At 67.2% G+C, this 16726-nt stretch carries 18 protein-coding genes, 1 tRNA gene and 1 pseudogene; 5 read left to right on the top strand and 15 right to left on the bottom strand.

The annotated features are described in order from the left end of the window. Positions 1-2: 2 nt before the first annotated feature. The 6 genes from F9C12_RS20640 to F9C12_RS20615 all read right to left on the bottom strand — a co-directional run bounded on the left by F9C12_RS20640 (position 3) and on the right by F9C12_RS20615 (position 5609). The gene (locus tag F9C12_RS20640; RefSeq protein ID WP_409183538.1) at positions 3-647 is read right to left on the bottom strand and encodes a PIG-L deacetylase family protein; all 645 of its coding nucleotides are present in this window, start codon (positions 645-647) and stop codon (positions 3-5) included. Further along, positions 644-1432 carry a glucose-1-phosphate cytidylyltransferase gene (locus F9C12_RS20635; RefSeq protein ID WP_409183537.1) on the bottom strand — a complete coding sequence of 263 codons (789 nt, stop codon included), beginning with the start codon at positions 1430-1432 and terminating at the stop codon, positions 644-646. Before F9C12_RS20635 ends, F9C12_RS20640 begins: the two co-directional genes overlap by 4 nt. Then, positions 1429-2667: a class I SAM-dependent methyltransferase gene (locus tag F9C12_RS20630; protein ID WP_409466921.1), complete on the bottom strand. Its 1239-nt coding sequence runs from the start codon at positions 2665-2667 to the stop codon at positions 1429-1431. The genes F9C12_RS20635 and F9C12_RS20630 overlap by 4 nt, the downstream gene beginning before the upstream one ends. Positions 2668-2868: 201 nt before the next feature. Continuing rightward, positions 2869-3741: an LLM class F420-dependent oxidoreductase gene (locus tag F9C12_RS20625; protein ID WP_409466920.1), complete on the bottom strand. Its 873-nt coding sequence runs from the start codon at positions 3739-3741 to the stop codon at positions 2869-2871. Then, positions 3738-4607, bottom strand: coding sequence for an LLM class F420-dependent oxidoreductase (locus F9C12_RS20620; protein ID WP_409183534.1), 870 nt, complete (start codon positions 4605-4607; stop codon positions 3738-3740). The genes F9C12_RS20625 and F9C12_RS20620 overlap by 4 nt, the downstream gene beginning before the upstream one ends. A gap of 39 nt (positions 4608-4646) precedes the next feature. Beyond that, entirely contained in the window at positions 4647-5609 is a 963-nt protein-coding gene (locus F9C12_RS20615) for a YncE family protein (RefSeq protein ID WP_409466919.1), read from the bottom strand. A 147-nt stretch (positions 5610-5756) separates the two neighbouring features. Here F9C12_RS20615 and htpX point away from each other — a divergent pair, with 147 nt between their 5' ends. Next, a complete protein-coding gene (gene htpX, locus F9C12_RS20610) occupies positions 5757-6605 on the top strand; it encodes a zinc metalloprotease HtpX (RefSeq protein ID WP_409466918.1) in 849 nt (282 codons plus the stop codon). Between the two features lie 21 nt (positions 6606-6626). Here htpX and F9C12_RS20605 read toward each other — a convergent pair whose 3' ends face one another. From F9C12_RS20605 to F9C12_RS20575, 7 genes are all read right to left on the bottom strand, one after another. Next, positions 6627-7421: a MerR family transcriptional regulator gene (locus F9C12_RS20605; RefSeq protein WP_409466917.1), complete on the bottom strand. Its 795-nt coding sequence runs from the start codon at positions 7419-7421 to the stop codon at positions 6627-6629. Positions 7422-7438: 17 nt separating this feature from the next. Continuing rightward, the gene (locus tag F9C12_RS20600; RefSeq protein WP_409466916.1) at positions 7439-7927 is read right to left on the bottom strand and encodes a VOC family protein; all 489 of its coding nucleotides are present in this window, start codon (positions 7925-7927) and stop codon (positions 7439-7441) included. A 47-nt stretch (positions 7928-7974) separates the two neighbouring features. After that, entirely contained in the window at positions 7975-8727 is a 753-nt protein-coding gene (locus F9C12_RS20595) for an ESX secretion-associated protein EspG (protein WP_409466915.1), read from the bottom strand. Between the two features lie 9 nt (positions 8728-8736). Then, entirely contained in the window at positions 8737-10134 is a 1398-nt protein-coding gene (locus F9C12_RS20590; protein WP_409466914.1) for a hypothetical protein, read from the bottom strand. Further along, on the bottom strand, positions 10134-10757 hold the full coding sequence (locus F9C12_RS20585) for a DUF3558 domain-containing protein (RefSeq protein ID WP_409466913.1): 624 nt from the start codon (positions 10755-10757) through the stop codon (positions 10134-10136). The genes F9C12_RS20590 and F9C12_RS20585 overlap by 1 nt, the downstream gene beginning before the upstream one ends. Further along, on the bottom strand, positions 10754-11212 hold the full coding sequence (locus tag F9C12_RS20580; RefSeq protein WP_409466912.1) for a hypothetical protein: 459 nt from the start codon (positions 11210-11212) through the stop codon (positions 10754-10756). Before F9C12_RS20580 ends, F9C12_RS20585 begins: the two co-directional genes overlap by 4 nt. 339 nt (positions 11213-11551) lie before the next feature. Next, complete coding sequence (locus F9C12_RS20575; protein WP_409466911.1) at positions 11552-12241, bottom strand: hypothetical protein; 690 nt, start codon at positions 12239-12241, stop codon at positions 11552-11554. Between the two features lie 398 nt (positions 12242-12639). On the opposite strand from F9C12_RS20575, the pseudogene F9C12_RS20570 reads away from it, so the two are divergent. Together F9C12_RS20570 and F9C12_RS20565 are read left to right on the top strand one after the other, a co-directional pair. Beyond that, positions 12640-12859: pseudogene (locus F9C12_RS20570) on the top strand (integrase); the annotation flags it as partial. A gap of 733 nt (positions 12860-13592) precedes the next feature. Next, complete coding sequence (locus F9C12_RS20565; RefSeq protein WP_409466910.1) at positions 13593-13736, top strand: hypothetical protein; 144 nt, start codon at positions 13593-13595, stop codon at positions 13734-13736. A 157-nt stretch (positions 13737-13893) separates the two neighbouring features. Here F9C12_RS20565 and F9C12_RS20560 read toward each other — a convergent pair. Next, positions 13894-13975: transfer RNA gene (locus tag F9C12_RS20560), tRNA-Tyr, on the bottom strand. A gap of 118 nt (positions 13976-14093) precedes the next feature. On the opposite strand from F9C12_RS20560, the gene F9C12_RS20555 reads away from it, so the two are divergent. Then, positions 14094-14585: a YajQ family cyclic di-GMP-binding protein gene (locus tag F9C12_RS20555; protein ID WP_409183529.1), complete on the top strand. Its 492-nt coding sequence runs from the start codon at positions 14094-14096 to the stop codon at positions 14583-14585. A gap of 39 nt (positions 14586-14624) precedes the next feature. On the opposite strand, the gene F9C12_RS20550 is transcribed toward F9C12_RS20555, so the two are convergent. After that, on the bottom strand, positions 14625-15317 hold the full coding sequence (locus tag F9C12_RS20550) for a hypothetical protein (RefSeq protein WP_409466909.1): 693 nt from the start codon (positions 15315-15317) through the stop codon (positions 14625-14627). A 199-nt stretch (positions 15318-15516) separates the two neighbouring features. Between F9C12_RS20550 and F9C12_RS20545 the strand changes: the two genes are divergently transcribed. Then, complete coding sequence (locus tag F9C12_RS20545; RefSeq protein ID WP_409466908.1) at positions 15517-16665, top strand: exo-alpha-sialidase; 1149 nt, start codon at positions 15517-15519, stop codon at positions 16663-16665. Positions 16666-16726: the final 61 nt, after the last annotated feature.

Here is a 16726-nt window from a genome sequence, read left to right as displayed (position 1 = left end):
CTTCAGCCCCTTAGGTCGATGACGAGTTTGTTCGCCTCGAACGCCTCGGCATAGCGTTCTTGGCATTCGATTCCGCGAATCCGCGCGAGGCCGAGGAACGCCTCGCGGTCGTACCACGGCCGGTGCTGCTGCGAGCCGTAATGCTGGTGCAGCAGTTCGATCTTGCGCTGCATGACCTCGTCCGACATCGGCGCGTACGCGGGCAGCCGGCCGAGGTCCCCGTCCCACTTGACGATTTCGTAGCCCAGCGTCAGATGCCCGCGGAACACCGTGGGCACGAGCTGGGCGAGCCCGCGGTGGTCCTGGTGGGCGTCGATGGTGCGGGGCGCGAACACGACGTCCGGATCGGTGCGGCGGCGGAGGTCCTCCAGCGCGTTCTTGGCTTCCTCCCAATGCGAGGGGAGGCGGCCGTCCGGCAGCTTCAGCACGGTGACGGTCAGCTTGGCACCCGGGCAGAACGCGGCCAGCGCGGCGCGTTCCTCAGTCTCCCGGTCGGTGCCGCCGCCAGACAGCACCAGCGCGTCGACCTGAAGCCCGGGACGCTGTCCGCAGATCTCCAGCAGCGTGCCACCCGCCCCGATGGCGATGTCGTCGCAATGCGCGCCGAGCGCGACGATGCTTTTCAGCTCGGCACCGAGGCGGATCACGCTCCCACCTTCTCGCGTTCCCACAACGCCCACGGCCGGTCGCCGTGCGCGTACGCGGCGTCGAGTGCGTAGCGTTCCTTGACCGTGTCGGTCGGCTTCCAGAACCCGCGGTAGGGGTACGCGAGCAGCCGGCCGCGCTTCGCGAGTTCGCCGCAGCCGTCGGCGACCAGATCGCCGTTCTCCGGGATGTGGTCGAAAATCTCCTGCCGCAGCACGAAATAGCCGCCGTTCTCCCAGAGCGGGAGTTCGCTGACCGGGGTGATCGCACCGATCCGGCCGCCCTCGTCCATCTCGACGCAGTGGAACGACGACTGCGGCGGCACGACGAGCATCGAGGCGCCCGCGTCGCTGTTGCTAAAGCGTTCGACGATGTGGTCCAGCGGCGCGTCGGTGAGGACGTCGGCGTAGTTGGCGAGGAACATTTCGTCGCCGTCGAGGTGGTCGCGCACGCGGCGGAGCCGTTCGCCGATCGGCGATTCGATGCCGGTCTGCACGAAGGAGATCGTCCAGTCGGCGATGTCGGTGGACAGCAGTTCCGGTTTTCCGCCGCGCAGCACGAAATCGTTGGACGTCGTTTCCTCGTAGTGCAGGAAGAAGTCCTTGATGTGGTGCGCGCCGTAGCCGAGGCACAGCACGAACTCGGTGTGCCCGAAATGCGCGTAATAGCGCATCACGTGCCAGATCAGCGGGCGCGGCCCGACCATCGCCATCGGCTTGGGCACGTCGGACGCCTCGCTGCTGCGCATCCGCATGCCGTAACCGCCGCAGAACAGAACGACCTTCACTTCACTTCCACCTCGACGATTTCCAGGCGCGGAATCGGGAAGACGAGCTTGCCGCCCCAAGCGCCGACGTAGGACAGCTGTTCGGTCAGTTCGTCCCGCAGGTTCCAGGGCAGGACGAGCACGTAGTCCGGCCGGTCGGCGGCGATCCGGTCCGGTTCCACGACCGGGATCCGGGTGCCCGGCGTGAACCGGCCGTGCTTGTACGGATTGCGGTCCACCGTGTAGGCGAGCAGGTCCGGCCGGATGCCGCAGTGGTTGAGCAGGGTGTTGCCCTTGCCGGGCGCGCCGTACCCGACGGTCGTTTTCCCGGCTTTCCGCGCGGCGAGGAGAAATTCGAGCAATTCCAGCCGCACGCGGGTGACCCGGTCGGCGAATTCGGTGTACCCGGACAGTTCGTGCAGCCCGGCGGCTTTCTCCCGCGCCAGCACGTCGGTCATTCGCGTGCTCGGCTCCCCGGCGACCGCGGCGGGCCGCGCCCAGAGCCGGATCGAGCCGCCATGCGTCGGCAGGAGTTCGACGTCGACCACGGTCAGTCCGCCGCCCGCCAGCGCTCGCCGCGCGGATTCGACGGTGTAGTACTGGAAATGCTCGTGGTAAATCGTGTCGTACTGGTTCTTTTCGATCAGCGTGAGCAGATGCTGCACCTCGATCGACACCCAGCCGTCGTCCGCGACGAGCGCGCGCAGCCCCTGGGTGAACCCGCGGATGTCCGGAATGTGGGCGTAGACGTTGTTCGCCACGACCAGGTCGGCCGGACCGTGTTCGGCACGCACCTGCAGGCCGGTCTCCTCGGAGAGGAACGCGGTGTGCGTCGGCACCCCAGCCTCACGCGCGGCCTGCCCGACGTTCACCGAAGGTTCCACGCCAAGACAACGGATTCCGCGTTCCACGACGTGCTTCAGGAGATATCCGTCGTTGCTGGCGACCTCGACGACGAAAGACTGGTCGGTCAGCCCGAGCCGCTCGACGGCGGCATCGGTGAACCGTTTCGCGTGCTCGACCCACGAGGTGGAAAAAGACGAGAAATACGCGTAATCGGTGAAAGTGTCGGTCGGGTCGAGCAACGGCGGGAGCTGCGCGAGCCAGCATTCCGTGCACACTTCGAGATGCAGCGGGAAAGTCGGTTCGGGTTCGGCCAGCTGGGCGGCGGTCAGGAACCGTTCGCACGGCGGGGTCGCGCCGAGGTCGACCACGCTGGCGGTTCTTTCCGAACCGCAGAGTCGACATGTGGTCATGTACCAGGCTCCTCCGGTCGCGAACGCGAGCTGCGTAGGGCAGGTCGATCCGCGCCCGGCCGTCGTTACAACGGGCCGGGAAGCTCACCGGAGTCGATTCGGAACCGAGACAATGACGGCGGCGGAATGCCGCGAGCTGCTGCGACGAACGGGTGGGCGGCCGGTGCCGGATGGCGCAGCCGGCACCCGTTCGTCAGCGGATCACAGCTTTTCCGCCGCCGGGATGACCTCGGTGGCGAACCGTTCGAGCACCGCCGGGTCCGGCACGCCGTGCGCCCAGCCGGTCGCGACGCTGAACCCGAGGTCCGCCAACCGGCCCAGTTCATCCAGCAGTTGCCCGGTTTTCTCGCCCTTTTCACCGGTGTCGAGCCGCAGCGAAGCGGTTTTCGTGATCTCCGAGTAGTCGCGGCCGACGTCCTCGCAATGCTGCTTCAGGACCTCCAGCTTGCGCGGAAGATCCGGTCCGGGCAGCAGATTGCAGATGTCGCCGTATTGCGCGACGAACCGCAGAGTCTTCTTCTCGCCGCTGCCGCCGATCAGGATCGGAGGGTGCGGACGCTGGATCGGCTGCGGGCTGTTGAGCAACCGCTCACCGCTGACGTGCGTGCCGGTAAAGGGTTCGTCGCCCTCGGCCCACATCTGGTGGACGTACCGGAGCGCGTCCTCGAGCTGTTCGAACCGTTCCTTCATCGGCGGGAACCGGAACCCGAGCGCACGGGACTCCTCCTCGTTCCACCCCGCGCCGATGCCGAGGATCGCCCGCCCGCCGGACAGCACGTCGAGCGTCGTCGCGGTCTTCGCGAGCAGCCCCGGGTGCCGGTAAATGACGCCGGAGACGAGCGTGAGCAGTTTGACGCGCTCGGTGTGCGCGGCGAGGAAGCCGAGCGTGGTCCAGCCTTCCAGCATTTCGTGCTCGGGCGGGCCGTAGCTGGAAATCTGGAAGAAATGGTCCATCACCGAGAGATATTCGAACCCGGCCTGGTCCGCGGTCCGGGCCACCCGCGCCAGGTCCGCGCCGAGCGCCGCCGGACCGTTCGGCCAGGTCTGCTGAGCCAGGTGCAACCCGAGTTTCATGCCAACTCCTTAACCGCCGGAATGATGTCGTGCGCGAATATCCCGATCCGGTCCTGGTCGAGCCCGCCGGGCAGCGGACCGATCATCGCCTGGACGCCGAGCCGGTGCAGCCTGCGCGCCTCGGCGAGAAATTCGCCGGTTTTCTCCCCGGACGGGCCGATGTCCAGGTAGTGGTAAACCGTCTTGGTGATCTCGGCGTAGTCGCGTCCCTCGGTTTCGCAATGCCGCTTGAGCACGTCGAGCTTGCGTTCGAGATCCGGGCCGTTGCCGATGTTGCAGCAGTCGCCGTACTTCGCGACCAGCCGCAAGGTCTTTTTCTCCCCACCCCCGCCGACCATGATCGCCGGGCGGTGCGGCGGCTGCGGGCTGTTGAGCAGTCTGGCGGCGGTGAAATGCTTGCCGGAGAACGGTTTGTCGTCCTCGTCCCACATCTGCCGGACGTACCGCAGGTTCTCCTCGAGCAGTTCGAATCGTTCCGAGACGGACGGAAACGGGAACCCGAGCCCGCGGGCTTCCTCCTCGTTCCACCCGGCTCCGATGCCGAGCATGGCCCGCCCGCCGGACAGCACGTCGAGCGTGGTGACTGCCTTCGCGAGCAGACCGGGATGCCGGTAAATCGCGCCGGTGACGTAGGTGAGCAATTGCGCGCGCTGGGTGTGCCCGGCGAAGTAGCCGAGCGTGGTGTACGCCTCGAGCATCGCGCGGTCGCTCGGGCCGACGCTGGGAATCTGGAAGAAGTGATCCATCACCGCGAGATAGGCAAACCCGGCGTCGTCCGCCGCCCGTACCGCCTCGGCCAGTTTCGCCCCGAGCGCGGCGGTCCCTCCCGGCAACGTGAAGTCGGGGACCTGGAGACCAATTTCCATACCCGACACCGTATACCTGGAGTAACTTCATGCGAGCGGTCAGAAATCGCGCACGATGTTGATAGTGCCGTGCAGCGGATCGGTCACGTACACCGTGCGCGTGCGCTGATCCACCGCGACGTCGCCCGGATTCACCCCCAGGCTCAGCTCGCCGGTCAGGGCTTCCGTTCGACCGTCCACCCGCGACAGTCCATTTTGCCCGCCGTTGGTGTACACGACCTCGCTGCCCTGATGGACCGCGAGCGACGACGCCTCGCTCCGCAGCAGCACGGTATTGACCTGAGCCCGCGCCGATCCGTCCACAATAGACAGATGGTGGATCGCCGAATTCGCCACGAACACCAGGCCGCTTCGTTCGTGGACGCCGATTCCGGTCGGAGCGGCGCCCACCGGAACGCTCGCGGTGAACGTTCCCGAATCGAGGTCGCAGATCTCGACCGATTTCGTGGTCGGGCTGGTGCAGTAGGCGCGCCGCCGGCCGCGGTCGAGCGCGATTCCGGCTAGGCCTGGCTTCGGCGCGGGCAGCAGGTCCCGCAGGGTGAGACTAATGCTGTCGAGCACCGCGAACGTGCCGGTCTCGCCGCTCACCGCGTACACGAGGTTGGCCTGCGGATCGGACGCGAGCGCCGACGCGCCCGCCCCCGCGCTGACCACGCTCAGCAACCGGTGCGTCTGACTGTCGAAGGCGAGCACCGTGCCGCCGGGCGGGTTGGCGACGTAGATCCGGTCGGTGTCCACCGCCACGTCGCTCGGCTCCCCGCCCACCGCCAGCGCGGACACGACCCGTCCCGCGTCCGGATCGAGGACCAGAACCGCGCCGGAGGCCTGGTCGGCCGCGTAGACCAGCCCGGTGACCGGACTCACCGCGAGCGCCGAAAGCGTCCCGCCGACCTGCACGCTGGTGACCCGCTCGGCCGCCGCCGCGCTACCGCCAACCAGGGCCGCCGCACCCGCGCTGACCAGGCCGAACAGCCCTCGCCGGGAGAACTGGGAACCGCGCATCGCTCACCTGCCCCGGTCGGTTGGCTTGCTCGCCGACCCTAACTCGGACAAGGATCGGGCGAAGGAACTTCGCGTCCCCCGATCGCGTTGTTTCCAGTGAGTAACCCACCTCGCGGCACCTGCCAGAGCGGACGGAGGCGAGCGCGCGTGCACAAGCATCACAACGGGCTGAAGACGGCGATGCTGCTCGGTCTGCTCTCGGCGATCATCATCGGGATCAGCGGGCTGTTCGGCCGAACAGCCCTGCTCATCGGCCTGGTCGTGGCGCTCGGGATGAACGCCTACGCCTACTTCAACTCCGAGAAAATGGCCCTGCGCGCGATGCACGCGCGGCCGGTGTCGGAGGTCGAGCAGCCGGCGATGTACCGGATCGTGCGGGAGCTGGCGACGTCCGCGCGGCAGCCGATGCCGTCGCTGTACGTGAGCCCGACCGCGGCGCCGAACGCCTTCGCGACCGGACGCAACCCGCAGCACGCGGCGGTGTGCTGCACCACCGGGATCCTGGAGCTGCTCGACGAGCGCGAGCTGCGTGCGGTGCTCGGGCACGAGCTGTCCCACGTGTACAACCGGGACATTCTCATTTCGTGCGTTGCCGGTGCGCTGGCGAGCGTGGTCAGCGTGCTGGCGAATATCGCGTTCTTCTTCGGCGGGAACGACCGCGAGGGCAACCCGTTCATGTCGCTGCTGCTGGTCTTGATCGGGCCGATCGCGGCCGGGGTGGTGAAGATGGCGGTGAGCCGGTCGCGGGAGTATCAGGCGGATGCTTCGGGGGCTGAGCTGACCGGGGATCCGCTGGCGTTGGCCTCGGCGTTGCGGAAGCTGGAGCGGGGGACCCGGGCCGCTCCGCTGGTGCCGGAGCCGGCGGTGGTGTCGCAGTCGCATTTGATGATCGCGAATCCGTTCCGGCCGGGGGCGGGGCTGAGCCGGATGTTCTCCACGCATCCGCCTATCGAGGATCGGATCCGGCGGCTCGAGGAGATGGCTCGGGGGGTCTGAGGCCGGGCCGCGAAGGTCCCGTCACTCCCACACCGCGGTGTCCGGGTCAACTCCGTGCGCGGCCGCATTGGCGAAGATCGCATCTCGCAGCCAGGTGGCCAAGCCGGGCGCAAGCGCGTTGTAGTACTCGGTGTACCCGGGCTCTTCCACGAACTTCCGGGCGATGCACACCTGCATCGAATGGGAGCAGTCGAAGTACTTCGACAACGTCGCGCGATGGCGCTCGGCGAGAGCGTTCGCCTCGGCTGAACCCGGCTCGACGCCAGCCTTTCGCGCGGCAGCGAGGTCGGCGTGGAGAGTTTCGTGTTCGGCCGCGGCCTCTCGCCAATCTTGCGGGGTCAGGTCAGTGGTCCGCTCGCGGTATTCCGCCCACTGCTTGGTGTCGCCCCACTGCTCCGCGGCCTCGTCGACCCACTCCGGATTCCAATCGGCACCGAAGATTGCGACCTGCTCCTCAGCGGTCAGCTGCATCCCGCCCCGGGTCGCCGCTGCCATCCGGTCCACTGCGGACACCATGTGCTCGAGCCGCGCGATCCGGTCGCGCAGTTCGCGCCGCTGCCGGGTCAGGTGCGTGTGCGCGTCCACTGCCGGGTCGTCCAGCAGCCGGCCGATCTCCGACAGGGGGAAGCCCAGTTCGCGGTACACGAGCACGCGATGCAGCCGCGCGATGTCCTCGGCGGAGTACACGCGGTAGCCGGACCTGGTGCGCCCGCTCGGGCGCACCAGGCCGACCGCGTCCCAGTGATGCAGGGTTTTGACGCTCACGCCGACCAGCGTCGCCGTGCGTCCGACAGTGAGGCCGTCTTGCTCAGGCACGACCCCAGTGTCGCAGGTCACGGCCGCGGAACGTCGATCCCCACGGCGCGCATCCGCTCCGCGACGGGGCCGTCCGGATCGATCGGCACCGCCGCGGTCATCACGACGTTCGTGCCCTCCGGCGTGACGACCGTCAGCTCGCGCGAGTTCCACGGCATCAACTCCGGTCCGCTGGTGCACCCCGGCGTGATCTCCTCACACCGCTTGGCGATCTCGTCGAGTTCGCTGAGCACGCAGGAGAAACTGATGCGCACCTCGCTCGGACCGGCCGGAGTGCCCGGCCGGAGCAGCACGTCCTGAAACGCCCACCGGCGAAGGTGCACGATCTCGCCGGGAAGGGTGAACAGGTTGTCGAAGCCGAGCCCGCGAAGCCAGAAGTCCGTGGAAACGTCGAGGTCGGCGGTGGGCACGATGGGGAACATCGGCATCCCGTAGAAGCCGAGGTAGTTGCCCGGGGAAACCGCGTCGTAGGAGGGAGTCGGAACCGGGCTGCGAAATTCGTTCATGCCGACGAGCGTGCAGCCTCCTGTCGCAGGAGGGTCAAGTCCGATGGTCAGGCGAGTCCGCTGAGCGTGCGGTCAAGGGCGTCGACGAGGTTGGCGCGGTCGCCCGGCCCCATGGTGGCTTCCTGGTCTCCGTTGGCCGCAGTGCTGGTGAAGGCCAGCACACGGCCGGTTCGGGCGAGGTCGTACACCGTGAGCGGCGTGCTGCGGACGCGGTCGCCGTTGCGCCGGACGGCGGCGTAGAGCTTGTGCACCGCGGCGCGTTCGGCGCGGGACAGGTGGCGCATCCGGTCCGCGTGTTCGGACGTTTCCGAGAGCGGATCGGGGTCGCGGCCGTCGAGGTAGGCGACGGGCACCCGCAGCCGGCCGATTCTGGCGGGCGCGTAGTCCGGCAGGGTGCCGACCAGGCTCGCCACCAGTTCCCGCGGCGCGATCGGGTCGAGCTGGACCGACCGGTGATCGGTGATCAACCGGACGGCGTCCCGGCCGGCTGAGCCGACGAACACCGCACCGTTGTCCTCGGGGCGGGCGGGGAACGCGGTCCACGAGTACAGCTCCTTCTCGGGTGCTGCGAGCAGTTCCAGGGTGGCCCGGAACTGCTGGGTCAGCCGTCCGTCGGGAGTCGCCAGCCGCAGCCCCTCGAACCGGGACATCGTGCGCTGTTCCAGTTCCCAGGAGAAATCCGCGGTCGTATAGGTGTCGTCCGGGTCGACCACGGGCGGCAGCGGGCCCCCTCCGGCGTGGTTCCACGCGACGAAGAACGCCGGTCGCGGGATGCGCACCGGCCGGTCGAGGATCGTCATCGGCGCGCCTCAGCCGCCGATCGTCGGGGGCGTGGGAGGAAGCCCGGTGCGCGGGTCGCGCAACCGGCCGTCCTCGTCGTCGGTGAGGTCGAACGCGGAGTCGTCCTCCAGCCCGTACTTGCGCTGGTGTTCCTTGTCCTCCTCGCCCTTGCCCTTGCCGCCGCCGACCGCACCCATGCCGCCCATGCCCGAGCCGCCGCGCGCTCCCGCCGGACCCCGCGCTCCGGTGCCGACTCCCGGCGCGTTCTCGCCAGCCCCGACGCCCGCCCCGGCACCCAGCCGCCCCGCGACGTTTCCTCCGCGGCCGCTGCCTCCCACCCCAGGCTCCGAAGCCCCGCCACCAGTCGGACCGAACCCGCCGACCAGCCCCGGGGACCACGAGTTCCCGCCGCTGTTCCCGCTGTTGTTCCCGCCACCGCCGGGGATCGAGGACGAGGGAACCCAGCCCGAGCCCGGTCCGCCGGTGCGGCTGTACTCCGGAGGCGTCCATCCCGAGACCGTCGTACCGTCACCTCTTCCGGTTCCGACCCCGGCCTGATGCCCCGCCGGTGGGTAAGCGGCCGGATGACTCGCTGCCGGGTAAAGGTGGCCACTCGAACCAGGCACCGGAGCACCGCCGCCGGTGTGCCCGGGCCCGAACGCCGCCGACGGCCCGCCGTCGCTCGCGGTCCCGGCCTGGTACCGGGAGCCAGGGCCGCTTTGCTCGGGGGCACCGGCCGTGTCGCGGGTGCTGGCCGTGTCCGTGCCGGGCTGGGAGAGGGTCACGTCGCCGTCGAACCCGCTCAGCTGGCCGTAGTCGGTCTTGAGCCCTTGGCCGCTGGTCTGGGCGTGCTGGGTGTAGCCGTGGTACCGGTCGAGGTTGTCCTTGACCACCTTGTTGTACTGGTTGATCTGGTCCTCGGTGTCGGTGTTCCACCAGGTCGCCTCGTCCCAGAGGTTCTTGTGCGGCGGAGCCCCCGGAATCGGCTGCAAACTCTGCTTCAGGGAGTCGAACCCGTGCGCGAGATCGGTCAAATTCTGCCCATTCCCGGTATACGTCGCCGCGGCCGCGGTAGTCACCTCCGCGAAGGGCTTGATCCGAGACTGCGCGGCATCGGCCCCGCCCCCAGTCCAAGCCGACTCGAGCCCCGCGCTCAACTGCTGCACCCGAGCCCCGGTTTCGGCATGCTTGGCCGCGAGGTCGGCCGCCTGCCCGGCACCCTGATGCCAGCTCTGCGCCCCCTGGCTGGCCAGAATCTTCGCCACCAGCTCCGGCGCCGGAATGGCTTGATCGCCGAGATTCCCGTGGTAGAGATCGCCGAACCAGTTCCCCACGTCAGTGGCCCGGTCGCCAACCCAGTCGGCGGCGTCCTCGATCGCCCCGCCCACGGCTTTCGCCGCGTCGCCGAGGACCTCGAAAAACCCCATCACGCACCTGCCTTGCGCTTCAGGTTGGTGACCACGAGGTCGGCTACTCGGGCCGACAGCTCACACGGATCAGCCCCGCTGGCCCTCTTGGCATCGCTGGGGGTCAGCGACGCGTCAACGGTCAGTTCGTCCGTGATGCCCACGCTCACCTGGCAGAAACCATTCTGAGTGCCGGAGCCGAAAGTCGAATTCGCGACAGCCGGAAATCCTTGAATGGGCGGCAGCTCCCGCCAGACTTTGGCCTGCGGTTTCGTGTTCTGGTACAGCCCGCTGAGCCCTTGATGGGTCAGCGTCGCGTAATAGATTCCCAATCCGGCACCGGAGTCCAGATTGCTCCACTCGCACTTGGGACCGACTCCGGCGAGGATGCCCGGTTTGCCCTGGGGCACCGTGCCGAAGATCTGGTTGAGCTGGTCGGGAGTGAGGGCCTGCTCGCAGGGCTGGCCGGACAGCACAGATGCGGGCAACGGGTGCTCGACCTTCGGTGCCCCGCTGTGCGGAAGGCCAGCGGCAGCGGACGACGACGCCGGCGGGGCAGGCACCGGGCCTCCGGAACATCCGGCGGCCACCGACACGACCGCAACCGCACCCAGGACTGTCGTGAGCATCCGGCGCGTCGTCACGCGAACCCCCCACTTTGTTTGCTCGCGTTCTTGACGTCGGCCGAAGCCTGCTCGTCCGATGCTTCGGTGATCCCTAGTGTCTTCTCCAGGCGTTTCACCAGCTCGTCGGCGTAAGCGAACTCCCGGTCCACCTGGTCCCTGCCAGTGACGAACGCGCCCTTCGGATCGCCGTCGTTGACCAGGAGCTTGTTGTAGCCGTTGCTGCTCGGCTCGTCGGCCGGTGCCGTGAGCCGGGTCAGCTCGTTCGCGTCGTTGCGCATCTCGCGGAAGTCGTTGCGGACGGACTTGGCGATCTTCAGCATGGCCATCGCGTCGTCGCGGCTCATGGTGAACCCCTGGCCGCCCGGCGAGCCACCGCTCATCGCCGCGCCGGCTGCGTCCCCCGCGCCGAATGCGTCCCCGATGTTGAAGCCCAGGCCGTCGAGCCATCCCGGCTTTGGTGCAGGTTGAGACACCGCTTACCCCTCCGATGACGTCTGTCCCACAGCTACCGTAGCGGACTGATCACGCTCGGGTAGGTACCTTGCCGGAGAAGGACGCCGGTCATGCGTTGCGGTGCTGTGCGCATACGAAAAACGCCCCCTCAAGTCCAGATCGGAGGGGGCGTTTCGGCTGGTGTGGCAGGTGAGGGATTCGAACCCCCGAAGGCTGAGCGGTCTGATTTACAAGCTGACGGGAAGATGTGCTTTGACCAGCTATTTTACCGTCCATCGGGTAACTTGTTGGGCGAATGTGAGGTCAGTCGAAGGGGTCGGGAATGGCGGGCCGGCGCAGCCGGCTGTGAAGGCGCGGACTTAGAGCCCGTACATGTCACGCGACTCGTCACCCATCTGGTACACGGGCGGTCCGAACGACCGGACTTCCATCAGCACTGCGTTCGCCAGGGACAACATCTCGGAGACTGAGGGTGCTTCGATCGCCAGAAGGTCCTCGCGGCTTGAGTCCCAAGCGAATCCGCAACCTGAGCGTGCCGCGATCGGCGCGAGCAGCTCGGCATGACGTCGGTCTGTCGCGGCGAATACGACAGGTCCTGTAGACCAGGAATTGCTGCTTGTGTGTCCCCGACAGCTTGCCGCAGTAAGAAATCCTGCGGCGCTCAGTGCATAAACGACGCCAGCTACGCCTATTTCTAACCCGTCTAGGGGGCTTGGGTCATCCTCGTGTGGAATGTGATCTTCGATGAGGTTATATCGTCCGGTAGTCTTCAGTGACTCTAGGATTTCGGAGTCTCCGCTCTCGTTTTCAATGATCGAGCATATACGGTCGTATTCTTCTGGTGTTTGGGCGACCGAATCAACCAATTTCACGAGTTTCATGTCCTCGCTAAGTAAGGCTTCCGCTTCGGCCTCCCCTATTTCGTAAATCAGCCATGTCCCACGAAAGAATCCAATTCCTTCTTCTGTTACATCATCGTCTGTTGGAGTCCAAAAAGAAGCTTCATCCGGGATTGTTGCGCTGAAATCACCGTTGTGTCGTGGGATCATTGGCCCTCGTGCTCCTCCCTGGCTTGAGATGGCTTGGCTCATCGTTGCGCAGGCGTCGCTTGGATGCAAGAGGTCGGCTAAGTGGTCGTTCTAATGCGCGAAGCGCTAGGGTGCGTCTGGTTTAACGGGAGTTTGGGGTGTGAGGTCGATTGGCAGGCGGCACCCATGAGTGCCTCGGCTAGGTCTGTCATGCGCTCAATAACGATCGACGCGCCGGCGGTGCAGGGTAGTTCGCTCTTCCCTGGCTTGTTGGCGAATCCGACTACGGGTGCGCCGACCATGTGGGCGACTTCCATATCGGAAAGCGAGTCGCCAACGAATAGGGTTTCACATGGGCTCCATTCGGTGCTAATCAGCGCGGCGCGGAAGGGGTAGGGGGGTGCGGCTTCATCCGCACCTTCATCGCTGAGGTGGCCGCAGGGCCGCTCGCAAAGCGGCCGTATGACCTCCGCCACGCCGCAGTGTTCACGTGGCTCAATGGAGGGGGTGGAGCCGACGCGCGTGGCGAAGTGGGCGGGGCACAGCCTTTCGGTGCTGCTGCGGGTCTACGCGAAGTGCCTGGACGGCGGCGAGCAAGCCGCGCGGGACCGTATTGAGAAGGCGCTCGGTGGAGGCTGAGACTGGCAGCGCTTGCTGTAGCAGCTGCATTAGAGGGCGGGAGAGAGCGGCACCGACCGCTCGCCCGCTCGGCGATTGTGGTGGCGAACTTTGCTGAAAAGATGAATCTCTCAGAGGGAACCCAGCTCGCCGTGATTCGTTTGACCTGGGGCTTTGTGTGCTGCAGGTTCTCGGCCCCGGCCCCGTGCTGAAAAGTGCCCCCCTGAGGCGCATGTTCCGGATCCCCATCGGACAGGATCCGCGAAAAATGCCCCTGACCAGCGCGGATTAGCGCCTGACCACCTGGGCTGAACTCGCCGACCCGCTTGCGGGTCGGGACGAAGCATTCGTCGCTCGGTCGCTGTGGAAGCCTGACGACCGCTGTGATCCCGGCATACCGTTGGTGGCAGGGAAGCGAAGAACGGGCGGCCCCCTAGCAAAGGGCCGCCCGACGGGCTTCGCGGTGGCGACCTCGAACCCCGTTGCCGACTGACGAGTCGGCGAAGTGCTTCCGAGCCCTTCTCACAGAACCGGAGCGCACACCATGACGATACGACCCCCCGAAGGCGCGAAACCAGGCCGCCGCGGTGATGAGTCACCACGGGACGTTAGGCGGCAGTCTCAGCGCGTGAATCGCTGCCCTCGCACTGCGGAGGTTTCCGCCCGGCGCGCTGGGATGCCTGAGCGGGGACAACCGGGGCTCCGGTTCGCGAACTGGGTCATTAGCAGTTCACGCCGGACGCGAAGGGCCGTTGTGCTCGCGGCCACCGTGATCTTCGTCGGGCTGGCTAGCGTCGGCACCTTCGGCGTGACGATCGAAGTCGGAGCGAACTCGGTTCGGATCGCCCCTGCTCAGGTGCAGGACGTGCGCACCGCCGGTGAGGTAGATAAGCCCTGACCGCTGATGTGGCGGCCGATTTTTGGCTGCGACCAAACTGTGGGGCGCATGTGGGGCGGACAGCCGGAAACGGCTGCACATGCCTGCACACAACCGCACAACACAAAACCACCCCCGTGACCGGTTCGTGCTGGTCACGGGGGTGATTGGGCTGGTGTGGCAGGTGAGGGATTCGAACCCCCGAAGGCTGAGCCGTCTGATTTACAGTCAGATCCCTTTGGCCGCTTGGGTAACCTGCCATGGCCGGGCGAACCGGCCGGGAAGAAGGATACCCAACGGTCCGGACGGCCGGTCAACCGGGATCCCCCGGCGCTACGCTGGGGGTCCCTGACGAGCTGAGACAAGGTGTGAGGACACGTGGCGGATCCCTCTTTCGACGTGGTGAGCAAGGTCGACCGCCAGGAGGTGGACAACGCGCTCAACCAGGCCAGCAAGGAACTGGGCACGCGGTTCGACTTCCGCGGCACCGGAACCGGCATCAGCTGGTCCGGCGAGGAAGCCATCGCGATCGAGTCGGAGACCGAAGAGCGCGCCCTCGCGGCGGTGGAGGTCTTCAAGGAGAAGCTGATCAAGCGGAACATCTCGCTGAAGGCCTTCGAAGCAGGCGAGCCCGCGATCTCCGGCAAGATCTACAAGATCAACGGCAAGATCCTGCAGGGCATCGCGTCGGACAAGGCGAAGCAGATCGCGAAGTTCATCCGCGACGAGGGCCCGAAGGGCGTGCAGGCCCAGATCCAGGGCGACCAGCTTCGGGTGTCGGGCAAGAAGAAGGACCAGCTGCAGGAGGTGATCTCCCTGCTGAAGGGCAAGGACTTCGAGATCGCTCTGCAGTTCACCAACTACCGGTGACCCGCCGGCGCTGCGGATGCCCGAGGCGTCCGCAGCGCCTTACGAGGCCGTGAAGGTCCAATCCCCGTCGTAAGCCTCCACCGCGACAAAAGCCTGTCCGTGCAGCGGAAACTCCCCGTCGTACGGAATGAGCTGGTTCACCACCAGGTCGAGCCGTCCGTCGCACAAGGTCCAGACCCCGGTGTGGCCTCGCGAGTTCGTCGTGAACTTCCCGCGCGTCATGCCCGGCGGGATCGCCAGCACCGCGTCTCCGTGGGCGCTGTGCGGTTTGCCCGGCTCGACGCTCGGCAGGCCGCGGTAGTCGGTGATCGTCGCGGTCCAGGCGGCGTCCGCGGTGATGTCCAGTTTGTGCACCCACTTGCCGCCGAGCGAGACGTTGAACCAGGCCGTCCCGTGGTAGGGATCACTGGCGTTGACCAGCAGGCTTTCGGTCCCGTCCGTCTTCACGGCGAGGTGCCCGTCGCACTTCGGGCAGTCGAACTTCAGGAAGCCCGCGACTCCGGAAGGCCAGGTCAGCGGCACTGTCGCGTTGCCCTTGCCCTGATGGGTTTCGGTGGGGGCCTCGGCGAACCGCGGCTCGTCCAGTTCCGGTGGCGGGAGCACGGGGGCGGGCGCGTGGCTGGGTGCGGCGGGCCGCGGGCGCACGATCGCGCCGATGCCGGTCGGCTGCAGCGAGCACGACGCGGTGAGCGCCACCGCCGCGCAGACGGCGGCCAGGCGAGTGCGGCGCATGATTCCCCCTACCGTGCCCCGGCGGGGCCTCCCGATGATCTTTCGTCACGCTCCGCCCGGTCGTTACGCGGCGGGTGGCCCTGAACAGCCCAGCGTTCCCCTCGAAGGAGTGGAATCACGCGGGTGACCAGGGAAGATCGCAGGTCGCGAGCCGAACACGTGGTGTAATCGCCCGTCCGGTCGTGAGAGGAGTTTCTGGATGCGCCGCTGGACTCCCGTGCTTGCCTTCCTCACCTCGCTGGCGGTCCTCGTGACCGCGCTCGCGCCCGTCGCGCAAGCCGCCGAGAAGAAGCTGCTCGTGCCGGGCTTCGGCTCGTACCCGCGGCTGATCCGGCTGGAGCACTCGCCGTTCGGTCGCGGGCACATCATCGCGTCGCTGACCAGCGAGGACGGCAACGGCCGGTTCGCGCCGATCCTCGAGAGCACCGACGAGGGCGCGAGCTTCCATCAGATCAGCGAGATCCGCGACCCCGACGCCAGGTTCGGCCAATGCTGCGGAACCCTCTACGAACTGCCGCAGCGGGTCGGCCGGATGCGCGCGGGCACGCTGCTCTGGGCGGCGACCTACCGGCAGGACTCCGGCCCGCAGCGCCGGATGGGGATCAAGGTCTGGGCCAGCCGCGACGGCGGCCGCAACTGGCGGTACCTGTCCGAGGCCGCGCTCTCGCACAACCACGACGGCATCTGGGAGCCGGAGTTCACTGTGGACGCCGGAGGCACGCTCTGGCTGCACTACGCCGACGAGACGCAGGCCCCGAAGTACGGCCAGGTGCTCAACCGCGTCGCCTCGACCGACGGGATCACCTGGGGCACCAAGCAGCTCACGATGGCCATCGGGCCGTCCCGGGTGCGGCCGGGGATGCCGATCATCCGCAGGCTGCCCGACGGCCGGTACTGGTTCGGCTACGAGATCTGCAACTACCGCGACCGCTACTGCGATCCGTATTACAAAATCTCCGCCGACGGCGCGAACTGGGGCGACCCGGCCGACCCCGGCACCCGCGTGAACACCGCGAGCGGCAACTACTTCCAGCACGCCCAGACCACCACGCTGTTCCCCGGCGGGCCGAACGGCGTGCGGCTCGTGATGGTCGGCCAGATCTACACGACCGCCGACGGCACCCCGGTCTCCGGAAACGGGCAGACGCTGCTGGCCAACGACAATTTCGGAGCCGGGAACTGGTACGAACTCCCCGCGCCGGTCCGCATCACCGGCATCTACAACAACTACTGCCCCAACTATTCGTCCACTGTGCTGCCGGTCGACGACGGGAAGAACGTGCTGGAGATCGCCACCGAGTACGCGCACGGCTGCCAGGCCTTTTTCGGCAAGGGCCCGGCGTTCTGAGTTGAGGGAAGCCCCAGCCGGCCTCCGAGCTCACTCGGTACGGTGAACACCACCACCGCAC

Source organism: Amycolatopsis sp. GA6-003, assembly GCF_046267895.1.
GTDB lineage: Bacteria > Actinomycetota > Actinomycetes > Mycobacteriales > Pseudonocardiaceae > Amycolatopsis.
The sequence above is the reverse complement of the archived record's forward strand: the minus strand, read 5'-3'. Positions and strand labels throughout refer to the sequence as shown.